Annotated in this window: 21 protein-coding genes and 2 pseudogenes; 18 read left to right on the plus strand and 5 right to left on the minus strand. The window is 70.3% G+C overall.

Going from position 1 to position 19,151, the window contains the following annotated elements; all coding sequences use genetic code 11:
• Position 1: 1 nt before the first annotated feature.
• Genes FHX80_RS23825 through FHX80_RS23855 form a run of 7 tightly spaced genes read left to right on the plus strand, consistent with a single transcriptional unit; the run spans position 2 to position 5,066 of the window.
• Positions 2 to 829, plus strand: a complete 828-nt coding sequence (locus tag FHX80_RS23825) for a fumarylacetoacetate hydrolase family protein (RefSeq protein WP_145766066.1) — start codon at positions 2 to 4, stop codon at positions 827 to 829.
• On the plus strand, positions 826 to 1,458 hold the full coding sequence (locus FHX80_RS23830) for a maleylpyruvate isomerase family mycothiol-dependent enzyme (RefSeq protein WP_145766067.1): 633 nt from the start codon (positions 826 to 828) through the stop codon (positions 1,456 to 1,458). Before FHX80_RS23825 ends, FHX80_RS23830 begins: the two co-directional genes overlap by 4 nt.
• Positions 1,459 to 1,489: 31 nt before the next feature.
• Positions 1,490 to 2,749, plus strand: a complete 1,260-nt coding sequence (locus FHX80_RS23835; RefSeq protein ID WP_145767457.1) for an FAD-dependent oxidoreductase — start codon at positions 1,490 to 1,492, stop codon at positions 2,747 to 2,749.
• Complete coding sequence (locus FHX80_RS23840) at positions 2,746 to 3,045, plus strand: thiolase family protein (RefSeq protein WP_425281694.1); 300 nt, start codon at positions 2,746 to 2,748, stop codon at positions 3,043 to 3,045. The genes FHX80_RS23835 and FHX80_RS23840 overlap by 4 nt, the downstream gene beginning before the upstream one ends.
• Complete coding sequence (locus tag FHX80_RS23845; protein ID WP_145766068.1) at positions 3,045 to 3,737, plus strand: 3-oxoacid CoA-transferase subunit A; 693 nt, start codon at positions 3,045 to 3,047, stop codon at positions 3,735 to 3,737. The genes FHX80_RS23840 and FHX80_RS23845 overlap by 1 nt, the downstream gene beginning before the upstream one ends.
• Complete coding sequence (locus tag FHX80_RS23850; RefSeq protein WP_145766069.1) at positions 3,737 to 4,411, plus strand: 3-oxoacid CoA-transferase subunit B; 675 nt, start codon at positions 3,737 to 3,739, stop codon at positions 4,409 to 4,411. The genes FHX80_RS23845 and FHX80_RS23850 overlap by 1 nt, the downstream gene beginning before the upstream one ends.
• A 46-nt stretch (positions 4,412 to 4,457) precedes the next feature.
• Positions 4,458 to 5,066, plus strand: a complete 609-nt coding sequence (locus FHX80_RS23855) for a TetR/AcrR family transcriptional regulator (protein ID WP_145766070.1) — start codon at positions 4,458 to 4,460, stop codon at positions 5,064 to 5,066.
• A 24-nt stretch (positions 5,067 to 5,090) separates the two neighbouring features.
• On the opposite strand, the gene FHX80_RS23860 is transcribed toward FHX80_RS23855, so the two are convergent.
• Genes FHX80_RS23860 through FHX80_RS23875 form a run of 4 tightly spaced genes read right to left on the minus strand, consistent with a single transcriptional unit; the run spans position 5,091 to position 8,523 of the window.
• Positions 5,091 to 6,017 (minus strand): LysR family transcriptional regulator, encoded by a 927-nt coding sequence (locus tag FHX80_RS23860; RefSeq protein ID WP_145766071.1) that lies wholly within the window; start codon positions 6,015 to 6,017, stop codon positions 5,091 to 5,093.
• Positions 6,018 to 6,026: 9 nt separating this feature from the next.
• Positions 6,027 to 7,169, minus strand: coding sequence for an NAD(P)/FAD-dependent oxidoreductase (locus FHX80_RS23865; RefSeq protein WP_145766072.1), 1,143 nt, complete (start codon positions 7,167 to 7,169; stop codon positions 6,027 to 6,029).
• A complete protein-coding gene (locus tag FHX80_RS23870; protein WP_145766073.1) occupies positions 7,166 to 7,354 on the minus strand; it encodes a ferredoxin in 189 nt (62 codons plus the stop codon). The genes FHX80_RS23865 and FHX80_RS23870 overlap by 4 nt, the downstream gene beginning before the upstream one ends.
• On the minus strand, positions 7,351 to 8,523 hold the full coding sequence (locus FHX80_RS23875) for a cytochrome P450 (protein WP_145766074.1): 1,173 nt from the start codon (positions 8,521 to 8,523) through the stop codon (positions 7,351 to 7,353). The genes FHX80_RS23870 and FHX80_RS23875 overlap by 4 nt, the downstream gene beginning before the upstream one ends.
• Positions 8,524 to 8,751: 228 nt before the next feature.
• Between FHX80_RS23875 and FHX80_RS23880 the strand changes: the two genes are divergently transcribed.
• From FHX80_RS23880 to FHX80_RS23925, 10 genes are all read left to right on the plus strand, one after another.
• Positions 8,752 to 9,726 carry a phosphotriesterase family protein gene (locus FHX80_RS23880; protein ID WP_145766075.1) on the plus strand — a complete coding sequence of 325 codons (975 nt, stop codon included), beginning with the start codon at positions 8,752 to 8,754 and terminating at the stop codon, positions 9,724 to 9,726.
• 50 nt (positions 9,727 to 9,776) lie between these two features.
• Positions 9,777 to 10,730, plus strand: coding sequence for a phosphotriesterase family protein (locus FHX80_RS23885; RefSeq protein ID WP_145766076.1), 954 nt, complete (start codon positions 9,777 to 9,779; stop codon positions 10,728 to 10,730).
• An 11-nt stretch (positions 10,731 to 10,741) separates the two neighbouring features.
• Positions 10,742 to 11,872 carry an FAD-dependent oxidoreductase gene (locus FHX80_RS23890; RefSeq protein ID WP_145766077.1) on the plus strand — a complete coding sequence of 377 codons (1,131 nt, stop codon included), beginning with the start codon at positions 10,742 to 10,744 and terminating at the stop codon, positions 11,870 to 11,872.
• 3 nt (positions 11,873 to 11,875) lie between these two features.
• Complete coding sequence (locus tag FHX80_RS23895; RefSeq protein ID WP_145766078.1) at positions 11,876 to 12,799, plus strand: alpha/beta hydrolase; 924 nt, start codon at positions 11,876 to 11,878, stop codon at positions 12,797 to 12,799.
• A gap of 36 nt (positions 12,800 to 12,835) precedes the next feature.
• Complete coding sequence (locus tag FHX80_RS23900) at positions 12,836 to 13,777, plus strand: MBL fold metallo-hydrolase (RefSeq protein WP_145766079.1); 942 nt, start codon at positions 12,836 to 12,838, stop codon at positions 13,775 to 13,777.
• Between the two features lie 18 nt (positions 13,778 to 13,795).
• A complete protein-coding gene (locus FHX80_RS23905) occupies positions 13,796 to 15,523 on the plus strand; it encodes a CocE/NonD family hydrolase (protein ID WP_145766080.1) in 1,728 nt (575 codons plus the stop codon).
• Positions 15,524 to 15,816: 293 nt separating this feature from the next.
• Positions 15,817 to 15,984 (plus strand): TRIC cation channel family protein, encoded by a 168-nt coding sequence (locus tag FHX80_RS35895; protein ID WP_244318393.1) that lies wholly within the window; start codon positions 15,817 to 15,819, stop codon positions 15,982 to 15,984.
• Positions 15,985 to 16,063: 79 nt separating this feature from the next.
• Complete coding sequence (locus FHX80_RS23910; protein WP_244318394.1) at positions 16,064 to 16,549, plus strand: trimeric intracellular cation channel family protein; 486 nt, start codon at positions 16,064 to 16,066, stop codon at positions 16,547 to 16,549.
• Positions 16,546 to 16,893: a hypothetical protein gene (locus tag FHX80_RS36640; protein WP_341874028.1), complete on the plus strand. Its 348-nt coding sequence runs from the start codon at positions 16,546 to 16,548 to the stop codon at positions 16,891 to 16,893. Before FHX80_RS23910 ends, FHX80_RS36640 begins: the two co-directional genes overlap by 4 nt.
• 733 nt (positions 16,894 to 17,626) lie before the next feature.
• Positions 17,627 to 17,965, plus strand: a complete 339-nt coding sequence (locus tag FHX80_RS23925) for a MerR family transcriptional regulator (RefSeq protein ID WP_145766081.1) — start codon at positions 17,627 to 17,629, stop codon at positions 17,963 to 17,965.
• A gap of 191 nt (positions 17,966 to 18,156) precedes the next feature.
• Here FHX80_RS23925 and FHX80_RS23930 read toward each other — a convergent pair.
• Positions 18,157 to 18,351, minus strand: a pseudogene (locus FHX80_RS23930) (Tn3 family transposase); the annotation flags it as partial.
• On the opposite strand from FHX80_RS23930, the pseudogene FHX80_RS23935 reads away from it, so the two are divergent.
• A pseudogene (locus FHX80_RS23935) lies at positions 18,290 to 18,845 on the plus strand (transposase family protein). The pseudogenes FHX80_RS23930 and FHX80_RS23935 sit on opposite strands and share 62 nt — an antisense overlap.
• Positions 18,846 to 19,151: the final 306 nt, after the last annotated feature.

Raw genomic sequence — 19,151 nt, forward strand, 5'->3', positions numbered from 1 at the left:
CATGAAGCTCGCCACCATCCGCACCGCCGACGGGACCCGGGCGGTCCGCCTCGACGGCGAGACCCTCGTTGACCTCGGGTACACCGACCTGGGCGAGCTGTTCGCCGAGGACGGCTGGCAGGCCAGGGCCGCCGCCGCGTCCGGCACCACCTACCCGGCCGAGTCAGCGGACTTCGCGCCGGTCGTCCCGAACCCCTCCAAGGTCGTCTGCGTCGGCCACAACTACACCAACCACATCAAGGAGATGGGCCGGGACCTGCCGAGTTACCCGACGCTCTTCCCGAAGTTCGCCGACACCCTGCTGGGCGCGCACGACGACATCGTCAAGCCGGCCGAGACCGAGGCGTTCGACTGGGAGGTCGAGCTGGCCGTCGTGATCGGCAAGCAGGTGCGCCGCGCCGACGAGCAGCAGGCCGCGGACTCCATCGCGGGCTTCACCGTCATGAACGACATTTCGGTGCGTGACTGGCAGTTCCGCACCATCGAGTGGACCCAGGGCAAGATCTGGGAAGCCTCCACCCCGGTCGGCCCCTACGTCGTCACCCCCGACGAGGTCGGCGGCGTCCGCCCCTCGCTCGAGGTGAAGACGGTCGTCGACGGGCAGGTCATGCAGCAGGACGACACCGGCACGCTGCTGTTCGACCCGGTGTTCCTGGTGCAGTACATCTCCACCGTCATCACCCTGCGCCCCGGCGACATCATCGCCACCGGCACCCCGGCCGGCGTGGGCAACGCCCGCGCCCCGAAGGTCTTCCTGCTCCCCGGCCAGACCGTGGTCACCGAGATCGCCGGCCTGGGCGCGTGCACCAACAAGGTGGTCGCGCAGTGACCGACGGCCTGCGGACGTTCGCCGAGGCGCGTGAGTGGGCCCGTACCGGCACCGAGCTGGTACTGGCCGCCGTCGCGGACCTCGACGAGGCCGGCTTCGCCGCCGCCAGTGTGCTGCCGGGCTGGACCCGGAAGCACCTCGCCGCGCACGTCGCCGCCAACGCCGACGCCCTGTGCAACCTCGCGCACTGGGCGGCCACCGGCGAGGAGACGCCGATGTACGCCTCCCCCGGGGAGCGCGCCGTCGGTATCGCCAAGGGCCCGGCCCTCTCCCCCGGCGAACTGCGCGCCTGGCTGGCCGACTCGGCCCGCCGGCTCGGCGCGGACCTGGACGAACTGACCGACGAGCAGTGGCAGAACAAGGTCGTCACCGCCCAGGGCCGTACCGTCCCCGCCACCGAGCTGCCGTGGATGCGGTCCCGGGAGACCTGCGTCCACGCGGTCGACTTCGGCACCGGCGTCACCTTCGCCGACCTCCCGGCGGGCTTCCTGTCCGCCCTGGTCGACGAGATCAGCACCAATCGCGGACTGACCGAGCTGCCCGAAGGCCCTCTCCCCGAGGTCGCCGCCTGGCTGGCCGGTCGGCCCCACACGCTCGCCGACGCTCCCGAGCTCGGCCCGTGGCTCTGAGAGTTGAGGAGGTTCCATGACCAACCCTGACGTGATCGTCGTCGGCGGCGGCATCGGGGGGCTGGGCGCGGCGTTCTCGCTGACCCGCCAGGGCCTGAGCGTGCGCCTGCTGGAGAGCGCCCCCGCCTTCGGCGAGGTCGGCGCGGGCATCCAGCTCGCCCCCAACTGCACCCGTATCCTGGACGACTACGGCCTGCTGGAGGAGGCCAAGAGCCTCGGTGTCGTTCCCGACTCCATGGTGATGCGCGACGCGGTGGAGGGCGACGAGCTGACCCGCCTCGACCTGCGGGACCTGGAGAGGCGGTACGGCTACCCGTACATGGTGATCCACCGCAGCGACCTGCACGGCCTGCTGCTGCGCGCCTGCGAGCGGGCCGGCGTCGAGCTGATCACAGACTCCCGCGTGACCTCGTACGAGAACACCGACAGCGGCGCCCGCGTCACCATCGCCTCGGGCGAGGTCCACGAGGCCGGCGTGGTCATCGCCGCCGACGGTCTGCACTCCGTCGCTCGCAAGCTGTTCGTCGACGACCAGCCCGTCTCCTCCGCGTACGTCGCCTACCGCGGCACCGTGCCCGCCGAGTCGCCCCGTGTCCAGGGCACCGACCTCAGCGAGGTCGTGGTCTACGTCGGCCCGCGCTGCCACTTCGTCCACTACGGCCTGCGCGGCGGCGAACTCCTCAACCAGGTCGCCGTCTTCGAGTCCCCCAAGGCCCTCGCCGGCCAGGAGGACTGGGGCACCCCGGACGAGCTCGACGCCGCCTTCGCCGGGACCTGCGACTTCGTGCGGGAGGGCCTGCCGTTCATGTGGCGGGACAAGTGGTGGCGGATGTTCGACCGCGACCCGGTCATGAACTGGGTGCACGGCCGGATCGCACTGCTCGGCGACTCCGCACACCCGCCGCTGCAGTACATCGCACAGGGCGCGATCATGGCCATCGAGGACGGCTGGGTGCTGGGTGAGCACGTCGCCCGCAACCGTGCCGAGGACGGCACCGTCGACTGGGACACCACCCTCGCCGCCTACGAGGCCGTCCGCCCCGAGCACTGCCGCCGCGTCCTGACCACCTCCCGCAAGTGGGGCGAGCTCTGGCACCTCGACGGTGTCGCCCGCGATCAGCGCAACGTCCTGCTCCGCGCCCGCGGCACCTACGACTACTCCTTCGTGGACTGGCTGTACGGTCCGACCGCGCTGACACCGGAGCAGGAGCCGCCCATGTTCTCGCCGGTCCCGCTGTCCTCGGCGGCCGTCGAGGAGCCGCTGGCCGTGACGGGGAGCGGCGCATCGTGAGCGACGCTCACCTCTACGCGGCGACCCGCACCCCGTTCGGCCGGTTCAACGACGCTCTCGCCGGGGTCCGGCCCGACGATCTGGCCGCCACTGCGCTGTCCGGACTGCTGGACCAGGCACCGGGCCTGGGCCGCGCCGCGATCGGCGACGTGGTGTGGGGCAACGCGAACGGCGCCGGCGAGGACAACCGCAACGTCGGCCGGATGGCGTTGCTGCCGGCCGGGCCGCCGGTGAGCGTGCCCGCCACCACCGTGAACCGGCTGTGCGGGTCTATCACCGACGAGGTGAGCGACTGATGGGCGTGACCATCGCCGCGACGGCCGATGAGGCCGTGGCGGGCATCGAGGACGGCTCGACGGTCCTGGTGGGCGGATTCGGTCTGGCGGGCATGCCGTTCGACCTCATCGACGCGCTGATCCGGCAGGGCGCGGGCGACCTGACGGTGGTGTCCAACAACGCGGGGAACGGGGACGTCGGCCTGGCCGCGCTGCTCAAGGCGGGCCGGGTGCGGAAGGTGATCTGCTCCTTCCCCCGGCAGAGCGACTCCTACGTGTTCGACGACCTGTACCGGGCCGGCCGCGTCGACCTTGAGGTCGTGCCGCAGGGCACGCTCGCCGAGCGGATGCGCGCCGCCGGAGCCGGCATCGGCGCCTTCTACAGTCCCGTGGGTGCCGGCACCCCGCTGGCCGAGGGCAAGGAGGCGCGGGAGATCGACGGGCGTACCCACGTGCTGGAGTATCCGATCAAAGGGGACGTGGCCCTGATCTCGGCGCACCGGGGGGACACCATGGGCAACCTCGTATACCGCAAGACGGCCCGGAACTTCGGGCCCGTCATGGCCACCGCCGCCACCACGGTCGTCGCCCAGGTCACCGGCATCGTGCCCGCCGGGGAGATCGATCCGGAGACCGTGGTCACTCCGGGCATCTTCGTCGACCGCCTCGTACGGGCCGAGGCCCGTCGGCTCACCGTGCAAGGAGCCCGCTGATGACGATCACACCCGCCGCGGTCCCGGTGGAGCACACCGACCGGGGCCCGCTCACCACCGAGGAACTCGCGGCCCGCATCGCCCGCGACATCCCGGCCGGTTCCTACGTCAACCTCGGCATCGGGCAGCCGACCCGGATCGCCGAGCACCTGTCACCGGACGCGGGCATCGTGCTGCACACCGAGAATGGCATGCTCGGCATGGGGTCGGCCGCCGTGGGCGACGAGGTGGACCCCGACCTCACCAACGCCGGGAAGGTACCGGTCACCGAGCTGCCGGGCGCGGCTTACTTCCACCATGCCGACTCCTTCGGGATGATGCGCGGCGGCCACCTGGACGTGTGTGTCCTCGGGGCGTTCGAGGTCTCCGTCCACGGGGACCTGGCCAACTGGCACACCGGGGACCCCGAAGCCATCCCCGCCGTGGGCGGCGCGATGGACCTCGCCGTCGGAGCGCGACGGGTCCTGGTGATGATGAGGCTGTTCACCCGGGACGGCGCCGCCAAGCTCGTCCCCGCCTGCACCTACCCGCTCACCGGGGCCGCCTGCGTGAGCATGGTCTACACCGACCACGGTGTCTTCGTTCCCGGCCCGGACGGGGTCCGGGTCCTGGAGACGTACGGCATCACGGTCGCGGAACTGCGGGAACGGCTCTCCGTGGACCTGCTCCCGTGAGCCCGTCGCTTTACGGTCAGTAAAGGTGGCACGTTAGGATCCGGGCATGGCGAACCTTCGTGAGGCGCAGAAGCAGATGACGCGCCGTCTGCTGCTGGAGTCGGGACTCGAGCTGTTCAAGACGAAGGGGTACGCCGCCACCACGGTCGACGACATCGCCACCGCGGCGGGCACCACACGCGTCACGTTCTACGCGTACTTCCCCTCCCGCGGCGACCTGATGAAGGCGCTCATCGACGAGCGGCTCAACGAGGCGCTGCAGCGCGTCCGTTCCTTCGAGCACGGCTCGACGGCCCAGGACCTCGTCGCCACCATCGTCGACGGGACGCCGCAGGCGATCAGGGCGTGGCTGCGGCGGACCGCCGACAACTGGCCGGCCATCCGGCCGATCATCCGCGTGGGCCGTGATGCCGCGGTGATCGAGCCGGACCTCGCCGACCTGGTGGAGCGGTGGCTGGAGGAAGCCATCAGCGACATCGAGGACGGGCTGACGGCGGCGGGGCGCTTCGAGCCCCATCAGCGTCACTTCCGGGGCGTTCTCGCGATGGCCCAGCTCGACTTCGTCGCCCAGAACTGGCACCGCGCCGACTGGAAGCTCACCTACGAGCAGATGCTCGACGACCTCAGCGCGAGCTGGGTGGCACTCCTGACCTGACCGTCGCGGACGGGGCGGCCGGCTTCAGTCCTGTTGGGTCGCGGCGTCGAAGAGCAGCGCCCGGAGCCACTCGATGAAGTACTGGTCGGCCAGCCGCGGGTTCCAGACCATGTCGATCCCGAGCCCGGGAAGCGCGAACGGGAACTCCTCGATCCGCAGGTCGGCGAGTGTCCTCATGGCGGCGGCGACCCGGTGGCGCAGGAGGGCGACCCCGTTCGCGCGCGCAACCAGGAACGGCACCAGCAGAAAGTCGGAGATCCACAGGCCGACGCGGTAGGGGATGCCCTTCTCTTCCAGCACCGGATAGGGAAAGACGCGCCGGTCGGTGTCGACGACGATGTGCGGCTGCGTGGTCAGGAGATCCAGCGCGCTCGCCACCGGCGGCGTGTCCGGTGACGCCACCACCACGCAGCGGTCGTTGTACAGGCGCTCACGCGGGTAGGGCGAGAAGTGCCCCTCGGAGATCAGCGTGACGTCGACGCCCTGGTCGGTGAAGGTGGCCTCGGTCGGGACCGTGATCGTACGCACCCGCAGCGTGATGTGAGGGGCGCGCTCGGCGACGAGCCGCATGAGCCGTGGGCCGACGACGAAGGCCGTGCTGTTCGTCATGGCGACCGTCACGACGCGGTGGTCCTTGGCGGGGTCGAAGACGGGGAAGTTCACGATCTGCGCGGTCTGCTGCAGGGCGCTGCGCAGCGGCGCGAGCAGCTCCAGTGCCCGCGGGGTCAGCGTGACGCCCGAGCCCTGGCGGACGACGAGGTCGTCGCCCAGCAGCCGCCGCATTCTGGTGAGGGCGTGGCTCATCGCCGGCTGGGACAGGCCGATCCGTTCCGCCGCCCTGGTCACCGAACGTTCCTCGAGGAGGGCGAGGAGGGGCACCAGCAGGTTGAGGTTGACCGACGCCAGTCGGTCGAGCCCCGATCCCGTGGTGCCGTTTCCGTCGTCGTCCATGGGGCAACCCTACGGGGCGGCCCGGGTCATGCGGCGCAGCCTGGGGATCGGGATGCGGTAACCGAGGGCCGCGGCCACACCGGTGCCGTCGGCGTGCGACCAGCGCATCAGCGCCGGCCCGCCACCGGGCCCACCGTCCACGTATGCCGGTTCCCCGTCCTGCGGCAGATCGCCCACCACCTTGAGGCTCAGCCCGAACTGCTCGGTCCAGAAGTACGTCTGGAAGCGCAGCGGCGGTACCTCGTCACCGCGTACGAGTGCCCTCGCGGCGACCTTCGCCTGCTCGATCGCGCTGCTCCACAGGGGGACGCGGCGCAGCCCGCGCGGAGTCGGGAAGGCCGCGAGGTCACCCACGGCCGCGATGTCGGGGCGGACCAGCCCTCGTGAGTCGACCGGGACGACGCCCTTGGCCGTGAGTCCCGTGTCCGCGAGCCACTCGGTGTTGGGCACGTCGCCGACGGCGCTCAGGAGGATGTCCGCCTCGAGGACGGCACCGTCGTCGAGCACCACCCGGGCCTCTCCCGCAAGCCGTTCGATCCGTGCCGAACCAGTCTCGACGAGGGTGAGCCCCCGGTCCAGCGCGGCCCTGACGAACACGTCGGCGAGGTACGGCCCGAGCTGGGCGATCAGGGGGACACCTTGGGAAGCCAGGGTGACCCGGCAGCCGGCGGCCAGGCACCCGGAGGCGATCTCCATGCCTAGCGCGCCACCGCCCACCACGACGACCGACGGCCGGTCCGCCAGCCGGTCCCACAGCCGGAGGGCGTCGTCGAGCCCGCGCAGGGTGAACTCCTCGGGCAGCTCGGACAGCCGCCGGGCCCGGGAGCCGGTGGCGAGGACGAGGCGGTCGTACGGCAGGGCCGAGCCGTCGTCGAGGGTGACGAGCCGGCGATCGGGGTCGAGCCCGGTCGCGCGCACGCCCAGCAGCTCCGCCGCCCCATGGCCGGCCGGCGGAAGCTCGTGCGAGGACATGTCGTCGCCGTCCAGCAGGAGCGCCTTCGACAGGGCCGGGCGGCTGTAGGCCGGGTGCGGTTCGTCGCCGACGATGGTCAGCTCGCCCTCGAAACCGGCCTCCCGGAGCGTGTCGGCCGCGGTGAGCCCGGCGATCCCGTTGCCCACGACGACGACGCGGGCCGGTGTGCCGCCGCTCATACGACCCTCAGCGCCGCGACCGGGCACACCCGGGCGGCCGCCTTCGCCAGGGCGGCGTCGGCCTCGCCGACCTCCTCGCGGTCGAGCACCAGCTCGCCCTCGTCGTCGAGATGCATGAGCTGCGGGGCCGCTTCCTCGCACAGGCCGTGGCCCTCGCAGCGGGGGCGGTCGAGAACTATCTTCATGCGGGGGTCACCTCCAGGACGGGGAGCTCCTCGATGCTCCGGGTGATGTTGCTGGGCACACGGACCTCGGGTCCGACGACGAGACGTCCGACGCGCCGGGACAGTGCCTCGATCACGGCGTGGGCCTCCAGGCGGGCGAGTCCCTGGCCGGCGCAGCCGTGGGGGCCGTAGCCGAACGAGAGGTGGTCGACCGGATTGCGCTCGACGAGGAAGGCGTCCGGGTTCTCGTAGTGCCGGGGATCGCGGTTCCCGGCGCCGAACAGGATTGCGATCTGCGAGCCCGCCGGGACGACGGCTCCGTCGATGTCGACGTCCTTGGTGGTCAGACGACCCCAGGCGTGGACGGGAGGCCAGAAGCGCAGCACCTCGTTGAACGCCGCCGGCACCAGCGAGGGGTCCTGGCGGACCAGGTCGAGCTGGTCGGGGTGCGCGGCGAAGAGGGAGACGATGTTGCCGATCGCCGCCACGGTGGTGTCGACGCCGGCGCCGAGGTATTGGTGGATGATGTGGCCGGCCGTGCCCGGCGGGACGGCGCCGCGCGCCTCGGCCTCGAAGATGCCACGGCCGACGGACCCTTCCGCCAGGTCCTCGGCCCGGACCTGGGAGCACCATTCGTAGAGTTCGCCGGCGATCGGGAAGTTGTCGGTCGTGCGCTGGTTCATCGGGCCGAGGACCTGCATGGCGGCCTGTCCCCAGCGCAGCATGTTGTCGCGGACGTGGCCGGTGAAGCCGATCAGGTCCGCGACGACCTCCAGCGGGAAGACGCGGGCCAGGGCGTCGATGGCCTCGAAGGAGCCCTTCTCCACGAGCTCGGCGACGAGGGCGTCGGCCTTCGCCTCGATCCGGCCCTTGAGGCCGCGGAGCGCGCGCGGTGAGAGGTTCTCGGTGAGGGTGGCGCGCAACTGGGTATGCACGGGCGGGTCGGACGCGAGCGAGGTGCCGGTGAGCGCCTCGTTGGCCATCGGGTTGAATGCGATCGAGGTCGAGGAGAACGACTCCCAGTCCGCGAGCGCGTCACGGATGACGTCGTACCGGGTCAGGACGTGGACGTCGTTCCCCGGCAGGTGGACGACGGATCCCAGCTCCCGCAGTTCGGCGTAGACGGGGTAGGGGTCCAGCACGACCTCGTCGGCGAAGAGGTCGACGTCTGAAGTGGGCGGTGTGGTCATGCCCTCAGTGAAGTGTTTCACCCTCCATTCATCAAGTGAATGATTTGCATGCCACGACATGCATGGGATTCATGAGGCGACGGGAAGTGCATCGATTCGCCCGAATCCACCTTACGTAAATTATTTTTTCTAGGTGTCCATTTCATTGACGGCATGTAAAGCGAATGGCTAACGTGACTGCCACCCCCAGGGTGCTGGGCACTCCACCGCGGACACGTGAGGCAGCGCATGAGCGTCAAGAGCAAGACCGTGAACACCGTCCTGGGCCCGGTGCCGGCCGATGAGCTGGGCGTCGTCCTGGTTCACGAGGCGCTGCTGTCCGTGACTCCGGGCGCCGAGCACGCCTTCGACATCACCATCGACCGCGCCGAGATCTTCGAGACCCTCGCCGCGAAGCTGACGGACTTCCGCGCCCACGGCGGCGTCACGATCGTGGACAGCACCGGCATGTTCCACGGCCGGGACGTGCGGCTGTACGAGACCCTCGCCCGCACGACCGGCGTGAACATCGTCGCCTCGACGGGTCAGGGCCCGGAGGAACTGCTCGGCGGCTACTTCCTGACCCCGCAGACCAACCCTCCGACGCCGTGGCCGGCCGAGAAGTTCGCCGACCTGTTCACCAAGGAGATCAACGAAGGCATGGTGGTCCCCCGGGTGGAGCGGCGCGGTGCTGCCGGCCTGGTCGCCACCACCGCGACCGCCGGGGGCATGACCGCGACCGACGAGAGCCTGTTCCGCGGTGCGGCCCGCACCGCGCTGAGCACCGGCGTCCCGGCCTCCGTCCGTTACGGCGCCGACGCCGTCCGGGAACTCGACGTCGTCCTGGACGAGAATCTGCCGGCCGACCGCGTCGTCGTCGGCGGACTCGACCGCAAGGACGCCGTCGCCTCCGGCGCGCCCCTGGAGGTCGCCCGCCGCGGCGCCTACGTCGCCATCGACCACGTCGGTACGGAGGACGCGGCGCACGTCACCGACGCCGAGCGCGCGGTGCTGGTCACCGACCTCGTGCGGGCGGGCTTCGGCGACCGGATCCTGCTCTCGGGCAGCGCGACCGGCGTGGCGAAGGGCCACCCCGGCAACGACCTCCCGTACAGCTACGTCCTGACCACCTTCGTCCCGCTCCTGAAGGCACAGGGTCTCAGCGACGAGGACACACGGCGGATTCTTGTGGAGAACCCGCGCGACCTGCTGTCGGCGCGCTGAGCGCGCCGGCCCGAACGCCCGTCAAGTTTCCTTCCTCAAAGGTGAGTTCTGTGTCGAGAGTGAACACCGTCCTGGGGCCGGTCCCGGCCGAGGAGCTGGGTCTCGTGGCCATCCACGAGCACATCGGATACGGCATGCCCGGCTCCGAGCTGGACACGAAGTGGTGGAAGTCCCCCGAGCAGCGGTACGAGGAGACCGTCCCGAAGCTCCGCAAGTTCCACGAGCACGGCGGCGGCACCTTCGTCGACGCGACCGGCATCTGCAACGGCCGTGACGTCGACTACTACAAGTCGCTGTCGGCGAAGACCGGCGTCCACATCGTCGCCTGCACCGGCTTCGTCGGCGGTGACACCGCCCTGCCGCACTTCGCCCGGGCGACCGTCGAGTACCTGACCCGGCAGTTCGTCCACGAGATCACCGTGGGCGTCGGGAACACCGGCAGCCTCGCCGGGGTCATCAAGGTCGGCGTGAGCCGCGGCGGCCGTATGACGGACCTGGACAAGCGCATCTACCGCGCCGCGGCCCGCGCCTCGCTCAGCACGGGCGTGCCGATCCTGACTCACCTCGCGATCGACGCCGAGAACGCGATCGCGATCTTCGCGGAGGAGAGCCTGCCCCTGCACCGCGTCCTGTTCGGACACGTCGACGACGGCGTGAACGCCGACAAGACGCGCGACGTCTGGATCGCGGAGCAGGGCGGCCGCATCGGCTTCGACACCTTCGGCTACGAGACCGAGCTGCCCGACCCGCCGTTCTGGGCCCGCCCCCGCAAGGAGCGCCTCGACCACTTCCTCCGCTTCATCGGCGACGGCCGGCTGAAGCAGGTCCTCGCCTCCGCCGACGCCAACTGCTCCCCGCTGGGCTGGCCGGGCGTGAAGGGCCACACCGTCAACTACATCTTCGAGGACCTCATCCCGGACCTCCGCGCCGCCGGCCTCGACGAGGCCGCGATCAAGACGATCTTCGTCGACAACCCGGCCGATTTCCTCACCATCCAGAAGTAGAGAGAACCACCATGCAGCTCTCAGACCTGAAGAACCTCCGCATCGCCGTCGTCGGCGCGGGTTACGGCGGCGCGGCAGCGGCCAAGGCCCTGAGCCTGCTCGGAGCCACCGTCGACGTCTACGAGCAGGCGAACCGGATCCGGGAGGTAGGCGCCGGCATCGGTCTGCGTCCCGCCACCATGAACCGCTTCCGCGAGTGGGGCATCTTCGACGCCATCGCGAAGGTGAGTTCGCCGAGCGAGTACTTCGAGATCCTCACGGCCACCGCCGAACCGATCATGCAGGAGGCATGGCCGGTCGCCGGCGATCAGACCCACACCCACCTGATCCACCGCGGGGACTTCATCGACGCCCTCCTGGGTGTGCTCCCCGAGGGCATGGTGCACCTCGGTCACAAGCTGGAGTCCGTCCAGGACAAGGGCGACAGCGCCGTTCTCACCTTCGCGGACGGCAAGACCGTCGAGGCCGACCTGGTCGTCGGCGCCGACGGCATCAAATCGGTGGTGCGCCGGGAGCTGTTCAGCGACAAGGGCCCCGTGTTCTCAGGCGAGCACGCCTACCGCGCCGTCATCTCCGTCGACGACGCCCACGGGATGGCCGCCGACGACAACCTGCGGATGTACATCGGCAAGGGCACCAAGGTCTACCTGCTCCCGCTGCGCCACCGCGGCCAGGTGTCGTTCGACATCACCGCCCTGTGCCCGGACGGCACCTGGGCGCCGCAGGTCACCAAGGAAGACCTCCTGGCGACGGTGGACGGCTTCGACGAGCGCCTGGTGAACATCACCCGCGACCTCGACATGGACACCATGAACATCCGCGCGGTCTACGACATCGACCCGGTCGACACGTGGCACTCGGACTCCGTCGTCCTGGTCGGTGACGCGGCCCACTCGATGCTGCACCACCAGGGCCAGGGCGCCAACTCGGCCATCGAGGACGCCGGAGCGCTCGCCGACGCCCTGCGGCAGGCGGGCTCCCTGAAGGAGGCGCTGGCCCTGTTCCAGGCCACCCGCAAGCCGGTCACCGACGAGCTGCAGCGCATCTCGCGCCAGGGCTGGTCGGAGGACGAGATCGACGACGTCTTCCCCGGCCAGAAGCCCGCGACTCAGCAGCCCGCGACCGCCGCCCCGAAGGAGTGACCCATGCCGCTGCATCCTGAGATCGCCAAGTTTCTCGCCGGTCTGCCGGGCCCGGACGGGGGCCCGCTCGACCCGGTCGCCATGCGCGCCGATGAGGAGGCGCACGTCCCGCCTCTCGAGGAGCGCCTGCCGCTGCACGCGGTCGAGGACGTGACCGCGCGGACGGCGTCGGGCGAGGTGCCGGTGCGGATCTACACGCCGGACGAGGCCGACAGCCACGGCCTGCTGGTGTACTTCCACGGCGGCGCGTTCTTCCTCGGCAGCCTGGAGACGCACGACCACGTCGCGCGCTCGCTGGCGAGGGAGACGGCTCTCAAGGTCGTCTCCGTCGGCTACCGCCTGGCGCCCGAGCACGCCTTCCCGGCCGGTCTCGACGACGCCTACGCGGTCGTGCGCTGGGCCGCCGAGGAGGGGTCGGGCCTGGGCTGGGACGGCGAGATGCTCGCCGTCGCCGGCGACAGCTCCGGTGGCACCTTCGCCGCCGCGGTCGCCGCCAAGGCACACGATGACGGCTTCCACCGGATCACGCACCAGGTCCTCTACTACCCCTCGCTCGACCTGGACTTCGACGTCGACCGCTACGCCTCGCTGCGGGAGAACGCCGTGGGCTACGGCCTGGAGACGGCCGGGCTGAAGCCCTTCAACGCCTTCTACCTCGACAGCGGCGCCGATCCCGCGGACCCGCTCGTGTCGCCGGTCAAGCGGGCGGACCTCACCGGGCTGCCCCCGGCCCTCGTCGTCACCGGGGAGTTCGACCCGATGCGCGACGAGGGCGAGCTGTACGGACAGCGGCTGCGGGAGGCCGGCGTGGCGGCGACGGTGAGCAGGTACGACGGCGCCGGCCACGGCTTCGTCCAGCACTTCTCCTGGATCCCCGAGTACCACCGGGTGTTTACCGAGACGCGCGATTTCCTCGGCCGGCGCTGATCCGGCCCGCCCGCGTACGAGTTCGGAAAGAAGGCCATGACGCACGCAGTCAAAGTCCATCCATTGTTCTCGCCATGGGGCCGGTTCGGTCTCTACAGCTTCTTCATCGACGCACCCGAACCGGCGATCGTGGACACCGGGATCGCCTCCTCGCCCGCCGAGGGGATGGCTCCCGCGCTCGAGAAGATCGGGCGCCGCCTCGAGGACGTGCGCTGGATCCTGCTGACCCACGGTCACATCGACCACGTCGGCGGCGCGCACGCCCTGTGGGAACTCACCGGGCGGCGCGCCCAGGTGGTGATCCACGAGGCCGACGCGCCGATGCTCCGCTCGCGGCGGGCCCATGTGGAGGAGTACCTCGCGGGGCGTGGCCGGTACCTGGGCGACCCCGAGGGCGAGGCGAAGGTGACGGCCGCCGCGAACGCCGTCATCTCCGGCGAGATGGAGCCGACCATGCTCGTCAAGGGCGGCGAGACCCTCTCCCTGGGCGGCGGCGTCACCGTCTCGGTGCACCCGGTCCCGGGCCACACGCCCGGATCGGTCGCCTACGTCGTCGACGGGCAGCGTTCGGTGTTCACCGGTGACGCCGTGCAGGTCCACGGGGCCGCCAACGGCTTCCCCGGCTACACGGACCCGGCCGCCTACCGGGCCGGCCTGGAGTACCTGCGTGACGAGATCCGTCCCCGGCACCTCTACCTGGGGCACCCGTATCGCCGCGCCGACGGCACGCCGTACGGCGTCGAACTCGACGCCGCGCAGGCCCAGGAGGCCATCGACCAGAGCCTCGCCGCCGAGGGCCGCGTCGCCGCGGCCGCCTGCGGCTGCCTGGACGCCGGCCTGCGCAAGACGGACTCGCCGTACTCCCCCTTCGCTCCCGTCGCCGAGGAACTCGGCTACACCCGCGATCCGACACTCGAGCCGTCGCCGTTCTTCACCTCGATGCACGCCTACCGCGCGCAGCACCACCCGACTGTGTAGTACAGGAGCTTCCAGACCATGACCGACCTTCATACGATCCGGGCGGGCGCGCAGACCCTCGCCGTCCGCAAGGACCTGCGGGTGCCGATGCGGGACGGTGTCACGCTGGCCGCCGACACCTACGGCGGCGTGGACGACACGCCGAGGCCCGCGCTGGTGGCCCTGAGCCCGTACGGCAAGGAGCTGCAGGCCCTCGCGCTCACCACGCCGCCGCAGCGCCGGCCCAGTCCGATGTGGGACGGCTGCATCGAGGCGGGCGACATCGCGCGCGTCGTCGAGGAGGGCTACGTCCACGTCATCGGCGACCTGCGCGGCTCCGGCGCCTCCGAGGGCGAGCACATCGGCAACTACAACGCCGGCGGCGTCTCGCTCGGCCAGGACGCGTACGACTTCATCGAGTGGGTCGCCGCGCAGCCGTGGTGCGACGGCAACGTCGGCATGATCGGCATCTCCTACTTCGGCTCGATGCAGGTGCTGGCGGCGGCCGAGCGTCCGCCGAGCCTCAAGGCGATCTTCGTCAGCGGCGGCCACTACGACTTCTACGAGACCACCTACCACGGCGGCGTCATGTGGTTCATGCCGCGCGCCGCCCGTGAGGGGCGCGGCGGCGACTCCGGCTGGGCCTTCACCGACGGCGTCAAATCCCGCATGCTCGAGACCTACTCGCCCGAAGAGATCAAGAAGCGGGTCGCCGAGCGCCTGCAGGACCCGGACGTGGCCGCCTGGCCCAACCTGGTCCACGTGCTGAACTACCCGAAGAACCACGAGGCCTGGTTCGACATCGTGATGAACGAGGTCGACGGCGAGTGGTACGAGGAGCGCAACCCCGTCACCCTGGCGCCGAAGATCGACATCCCGGTCTGGCTCCAGATCGACCAGGGCCGCGGCTGGACGACGGACGGCACCATCGAGGTCTTCAACCGCCTCAAGGGCCCCAAGAAGCTGGACATCGGTCCGTACCCGCCCATGCAGTCGCGCCCCTTCATCGAAGAGCACGACAAGATGTTCCGCTGGTACGACTACTGGATCAAGGGCATCGACAACGGGATCATGGACGAGCCCGCCGTCACCGTGCACGTCGAGGGCTCACGCCAGTACGTCACCGGGGCCCAGTGGCCGCCGAAGGAGGTGGAGCACAAGCCGCTCTACCTCCGCCCGCGCCACAAGCTCTCCTTCGAGCCCGAGCCCATGGGCGCCGAGTACGCCGTCCCCGACGGCTTCTACCAGGCGCCGCTCACGGTCACCGACAAGGTGGAGATGCTCAGCTGGAGCACCGAGCCGTTCACCGAGCCCACCGAGATGATCGGCCAGGGCGCGGCGCACCTCTTCGCGGAGATCGACCAGCCCGACACCAACTTCATCCTGCGCATGTGGGACGAGGCCCCGACCGGTAAGCGCCAGCTCATCACCACCGCCTACCTCAAGGCCTCGCACCGCGAGCTCGACGAGGAGCGCACCACCGAGGGCGACCCCTACCACCCGCACACCCGCGCGGTGCCGATCGAGCCGGGGAAGATCGAGGAGTACGTGCTGCGCGTCTACCCGTTCGCGGCGACGTTCCTGTCGGGCCACAAGCTGGTCGTGGAGCTGTCGAACGACGAGCCCCTGGCCGACGCGCACAACGCGCTGCTGCCGCCGGACGCCTTCCACCTGCCGGTGGGCCGCCCGGTCACCCACAAGATCTACCGCGACGCCGCTCACCCCTCCCGGCTGGTGCTGCCCTTCACGACGGTCACGGCGCCGTGACGCGATCGGGCTCTGCGCGCAACGAAGACGGAGACCGGCGCAGCGGCTCCTGACGAGGCCGACGCCGACCGGGGGACCGCCGTACCCCCGGCGGCCGGTCTCGCCCCGGGCCGCGTGCGCCCCAGGCATCCGATCCCGCACCCACCCGTGTCTTCTGCGCCCACGCGGCCGTGACCGCAGGCGACCCGACCTGCCAGCCGCGTATCGTCGCGGAGCGTCACTGTCCGTGGCGGTCTGCGTGCCGCGGAGACGCCGAGTCACCAGGCTCGTCATCGTGTCCCCCCCTGTGTGTGATGTCGGCTTCCCTGATCCCCGCCGGAATCGCGGTCGCGACGCGCTATCTCGACCTCGCCGGTGTCTTCTCGTGCGCGCTGCTGGGGGGCGCCGTGGCCCGCACGGCCGGCTTGGACCTGTTCGGGTTCCTGGTGGTGGGCATCATCTCCGGTCTGGCGGAGACATGATCAGGGACGTGTTGCTGCTGCACGGCACACCGGTCGCGCTGACCGACTACGCCTACCCGCCGACCGCCATCGCTGGTCCGTGGTGGTCTTTCTCATCAAGATCAGCGAGGCGTCCTGGACCCGGCTTTTCACCGCCCTCGACGTCGCCGTCCTCGGGTTCTGGGCGGTCACCGGGGTCAACAAGACGCTCGCCGTGGGGCTGGGATGGCTTCCGGGGGCCCTCCTGGGCACCGTGACCGCCGTCGGCGGCGGCGCCCTGCGCGATGTCGTCCTCGGCCGGGTGCCGGCTGTCTTCGGGGGCAACGGTCTGTACGCCGCCGCCGTCGCGGTCGCCGGAGTCACGGTGATCTGCGTGTACCTCGGCGTGCCGGCGATCGGCGCCGACCTGGGCATCACCCTGGCCCGGGGCTTCCGGCTCACTGCTGTGCGGCTCGGCTGGAACCTCCCCAACAGCCTGGAATGGCAGCCCCGTTCCAGGAAGGCCGCAAGGCCGCGGCACTGCACCGGCACTGCCGCCCGGGACGGGAAAGAAGAGCAGTCCCACCCGCGCAAGCAGACGTCGTGACCGACCGAAACCGTGCGGTGCTGTCCGGCCTCGCCGGTATCCGCTCCGATCTCGAGGACCGTTACCGGGATCTGCACAGGTATCCCGAACTCGGCCTGCGGGAGCACCGCACGGCGAAGAAGGCGTCCGACGCTCTGCGGGATCTCGGCTACGAGGTCACCGACGGCATCGGCGGCACGGGCGTGATCGGCGTACTGGCCAACGGCGAGGGAGCTGCCCTCGTCTCTGATCGCCGAAGCCTGCCCACCCGGTGCTTCCGCCCCGCCCCGGGGCGGTCAAGCCGGGTGGAGCCCGCCGTGCGGCCTTCCCGACGGGGGGCGATTACCTCTCCACTGGACACGTAAAAATCTGCACTGGCCGCAGTAGACATTGGCCGTTGTTCTGGTTATGGTTTCTCTCGTAGCCAGAGAGACCGAAGGGCCCGGCAGAGACGAACTGCCAGGCAGCAGTACAGGTAGTCGCAGTACGCAGGACGGTGCGGTGGCGGAGTTTCGAAGCCAGAGCGGTTGCAGGACGGCGACGGGACTGGCGACCGGACCGGGTGGCCCGCAGTCATCAGGGGCCACCGACAGCAGTTGGCGCAGTGGCAGTACCCGGCAGTGAAGTGAGCAGCACCTCGGTGAAGGCGTCGGCTGCGGGCGCGCGCACCGGGAGGTTCGGCAGTGGGGTTCCAAGCCAGAGCAGACGCAGGACGGGCGACGGGGCTGGCTGCCGAAGAGTGGCGCTCGTACAGGTCACCGGTAGGTCGCATCACCGGCAGTACAAGCAGTTCGCGGTATCAGCGGTACGCAGTGCCCCGTTTGGTAAGGCAGTTCATTCAGAGGGAAGAACGGAGGAACCAGGCGCCATCAGGATCGCCCGGACGGATTGTCGAGTCTGGGTACCGCAGGACATCGATAGTGAGGTGGTCTCCGGTCAAGCAACCGCGATCCCCGCACCCCCGACAGCATCACGGTCGGGCAGGCGGAAACAGAAGGCCGGCGCAGTACCAGGGCCGGCAGATGGTGTAGCAGTTCCTTCGGGGCCCGGGCGCACGTAAGCGCCCGGGCCCCTCCACGCGTTCCACAGAGAGGTGACATGACAGCAGACGACTCCTTCGGACGTCTCGATGACGACGACTACCCCGCCTACACCATGGGCCGGGCCGCCGAGATGCTCGGCACCACCCAGGGCTTCCTGCGCGCCATCGGCGAAGCCCGCCTCATCACCCCGCTGCGCTCGGCCGGCGGCCACCGCCGCTACTCCCGCTACCAGCTGCGCATCGCCGCCCGCGCCCGCGAGCTCGTCGACCAGGGCACCCCGATCGAGGCCGCCTGCCGCATCGTCATCCTCGAAGACCAGCTCGAAGAAGCCCAGCGCATCAACGCCGAACACCGCAACGCTGCCGGATCCTCGAACCCGACGACCGCCGTCTGAAACGGACGGAGACCCGAAACTCCTTCGGGAACGCACGGTCGCCGCATACATCACGCATGCCGCCACTCTCGTACAGCCAATTCGCGGCAGTACGAGAGCCACTCGGCTCCTGGGGAGGACGCCAAGACCTTCTACTCTTCGTCGCCCTCGTCGAGCCCGGCAGCGTCCGGGGCGCGCGGGGGCCGCAGGGCCCCCGGCCGGGGGGTGGAGGCGATGGGGCCGCGCTTGCCGTGGCAGACGTCGCGGGCGAGCTTGTGGCGGGACTCCTGGACGGTGAGCTGGCGGTTCATCTGCCGGCGGTAGGTGTCGTCGACCGGGTCGACCATCCGCATCAGGTGCTCGGTCTTGGCGATCCGCCCGACGTACTCCGCGGCACTGCTGCCCAAGTGCCCTGCGGTCGATCCGGCCCACCCGCTGGGTTGCCACCGCCGCCGTATCAGCGACCGGACCGTGTTCGACAAGCGGCTCCAGCTCCTGCGGTTCGGCTGCTCCTGCCAGGCGGTCTCCGACACGACCTGCTCGGCGACCACGCTCCGCAACCGCCGCAATGAGTGGATCCGGCTCGGCGTCTTCGCCCGACTCAAAGAGATCGCGCTTGAGTCCTACGACCGGATCGTCGGGCTCGTGCTCGACCAGATCGCCGTCGACGGCTCCATCACCAAGGCCCCCGGCGGCTCAGAAGCGGCCGGGCGCTCGCCGGTCGACCGCGGCAAACAGGGCCTGAAACGCTCCGGCATGACGGGCCCGATGCGGCGAACGCCGTGTCGCGGTCATCGACGCGTTCTTCGACCTCGCAGATACGATCATCACCGTCCGTAGCCTGCTCCGCAGGACGTGGACGACCCACCGCTGGGACAACCGTCCGAACCGCCGCCCATGAGCGAGTGCCGATCTGCGCAGCGTCCGAGTGCGGCAGTTTGGGCATCTTGATGCCGACATGATCGGTACGTATGTCTGCCGAGTACGGCCGCCACCGCCCCGGTGGACGTGTGCAGCACGTCATCACGGCAGTAGAGAATATTTACCCTATATGGGTGATGATCGGTATATGGGTGACGATCGGTGTGGGTGGTGCGGAGCTCCACTGCCGGAGTCGGCAGGCCCGGGTCGGCGGTATTGCCATCAGGCGCATCGGCAGGCGGCCTGGCGAGCCAGGCGTCGCTGGCAGGCGGCGGCGAAGGCGCGG

Origin of the sequence: Streptomyces brevispora (assembly GCF_007829885.1) — a bacterium.
In the GTDB taxonomy this organism is placed as follows: domain Bacteria; phylum Actinomycetota; class Actinomycetes; order Streptomycetales; family Streptomycetaceae; genus Streptomyces; species Streptomyces brevispora.

What these genes read in the sequence shown, in the direction of transcription:
- FHX80_RS23825 (WP_145766066.1), top strand. Translation starts at nt 2, where the DNA reads ATGAAGCTCGCCACCATCCGCACCGCCGACGGGACCCGGGCGGTCCGC.
- FHX80_RS23845 (WP_145766068.1), top strand. Translation starts at nt 3,045, where the DNA reads ATGGGCGTGACCATCGCCGCGACGGCCGATGAGGCCGTGGCGGGCATC.
- FHX80_RS23850 (WP_145766069.1), top strand. Translation starts at nt 3,737, where the DNA reads ATGACGATCACACCCGCCGCGGTCCCGGTGGAGCACACCGACCGGGGC.
- FHX80_RS23855 (WP_145766070.1), top strand. Translation starts at nt 4,458, where the DNA reads ATGGCGAACCTTCGTGAGGCGCAGAAGCAGATGACGCGCCGTCTGCTG.
- FHX80_RS23860 (WP_145766071.1), bottom strand. Translation starts at nt 6,017, where the DNA reads ATGGACGACGACGGAAACGGCACCACGGGATCGGGGCTCGACCGACTG.
- FHX80_RS23865 (WP_145766072.1), bottom strand. Translation starts at nt 7,169, where the DNA reads ATGAGCGGCGGCACACCGGCCCGCGTCGTCGTCGTGGGCAACGGGATC.
- FHX80_RS23870 (WP_145766073.1), bottom strand. Translation starts at nt 7,354, where the DNA reads ATGAAGATAGTTCTCGACCGCCCCCGCTGCGAGGGCCACGGCCTGTGC.
- FHX80_RS23875 (WP_145766074.1), bottom strand. Translation starts at nt 8,523, where the DNA reads ATGACCACACCGCCCACTTCAGACGTCGACCTCTTCGCCGACGAGGTC.
- FHX80_RS23880 (WP_145766075.1), top strand. Translation starts at nt 8,752, where the DNA reads ATGAGCGTCAAGAGCAAGACCGTGAACACCGTCCTGGGCCCGGTGCCG.
- FHX80_RS23890 (WP_145766077.1), top strand. Translation starts at nt 10,742, where the DNA reads ATGCAGCTCTCAGACCTGAAGAACCTCCGCATCGCCGTCGTCGGCGCG.
- FHX80_RS23895 (WP_145766078.1), top strand. Translation starts at nt 11,876, where the DNA reads ATGCCGCTGCATCCTGAGATCGCCAAGTTTCTCGCCGGTCTGCCGGGC.
- FHX80_RS23900 (WP_145766079.1), top strand. Translation starts at nt 12,836, where the DNA reads ATGACGCACGCAGTCAAAGTCCATCCATTGTTCTCGCCATGGGGCCGG.
- FHX80_RS23905 (WP_145766080.1), top strand. Translation starts at nt 13,796, where the DNA reads ATGACCGACCTTCATACGATCCGGGCGGGCGCGCAGACCCTCGCCGTC.
- FHX80_RS35895 (WP_244318393.1), top strand. Translation starts at nt 15,817, where the DNA reads ATGTCGGCTTCCCTGATCCCCGCCGGAATCGCGGTCGCGACGCGCTAT.
- FHX80_RS23925 (WP_145766081.1), top strand. Translation starts at nt 17,627, where the DNA reads ATGACAGCAGACGACTCCTTCGGACGTCTCGATGACGACGACTACCCC.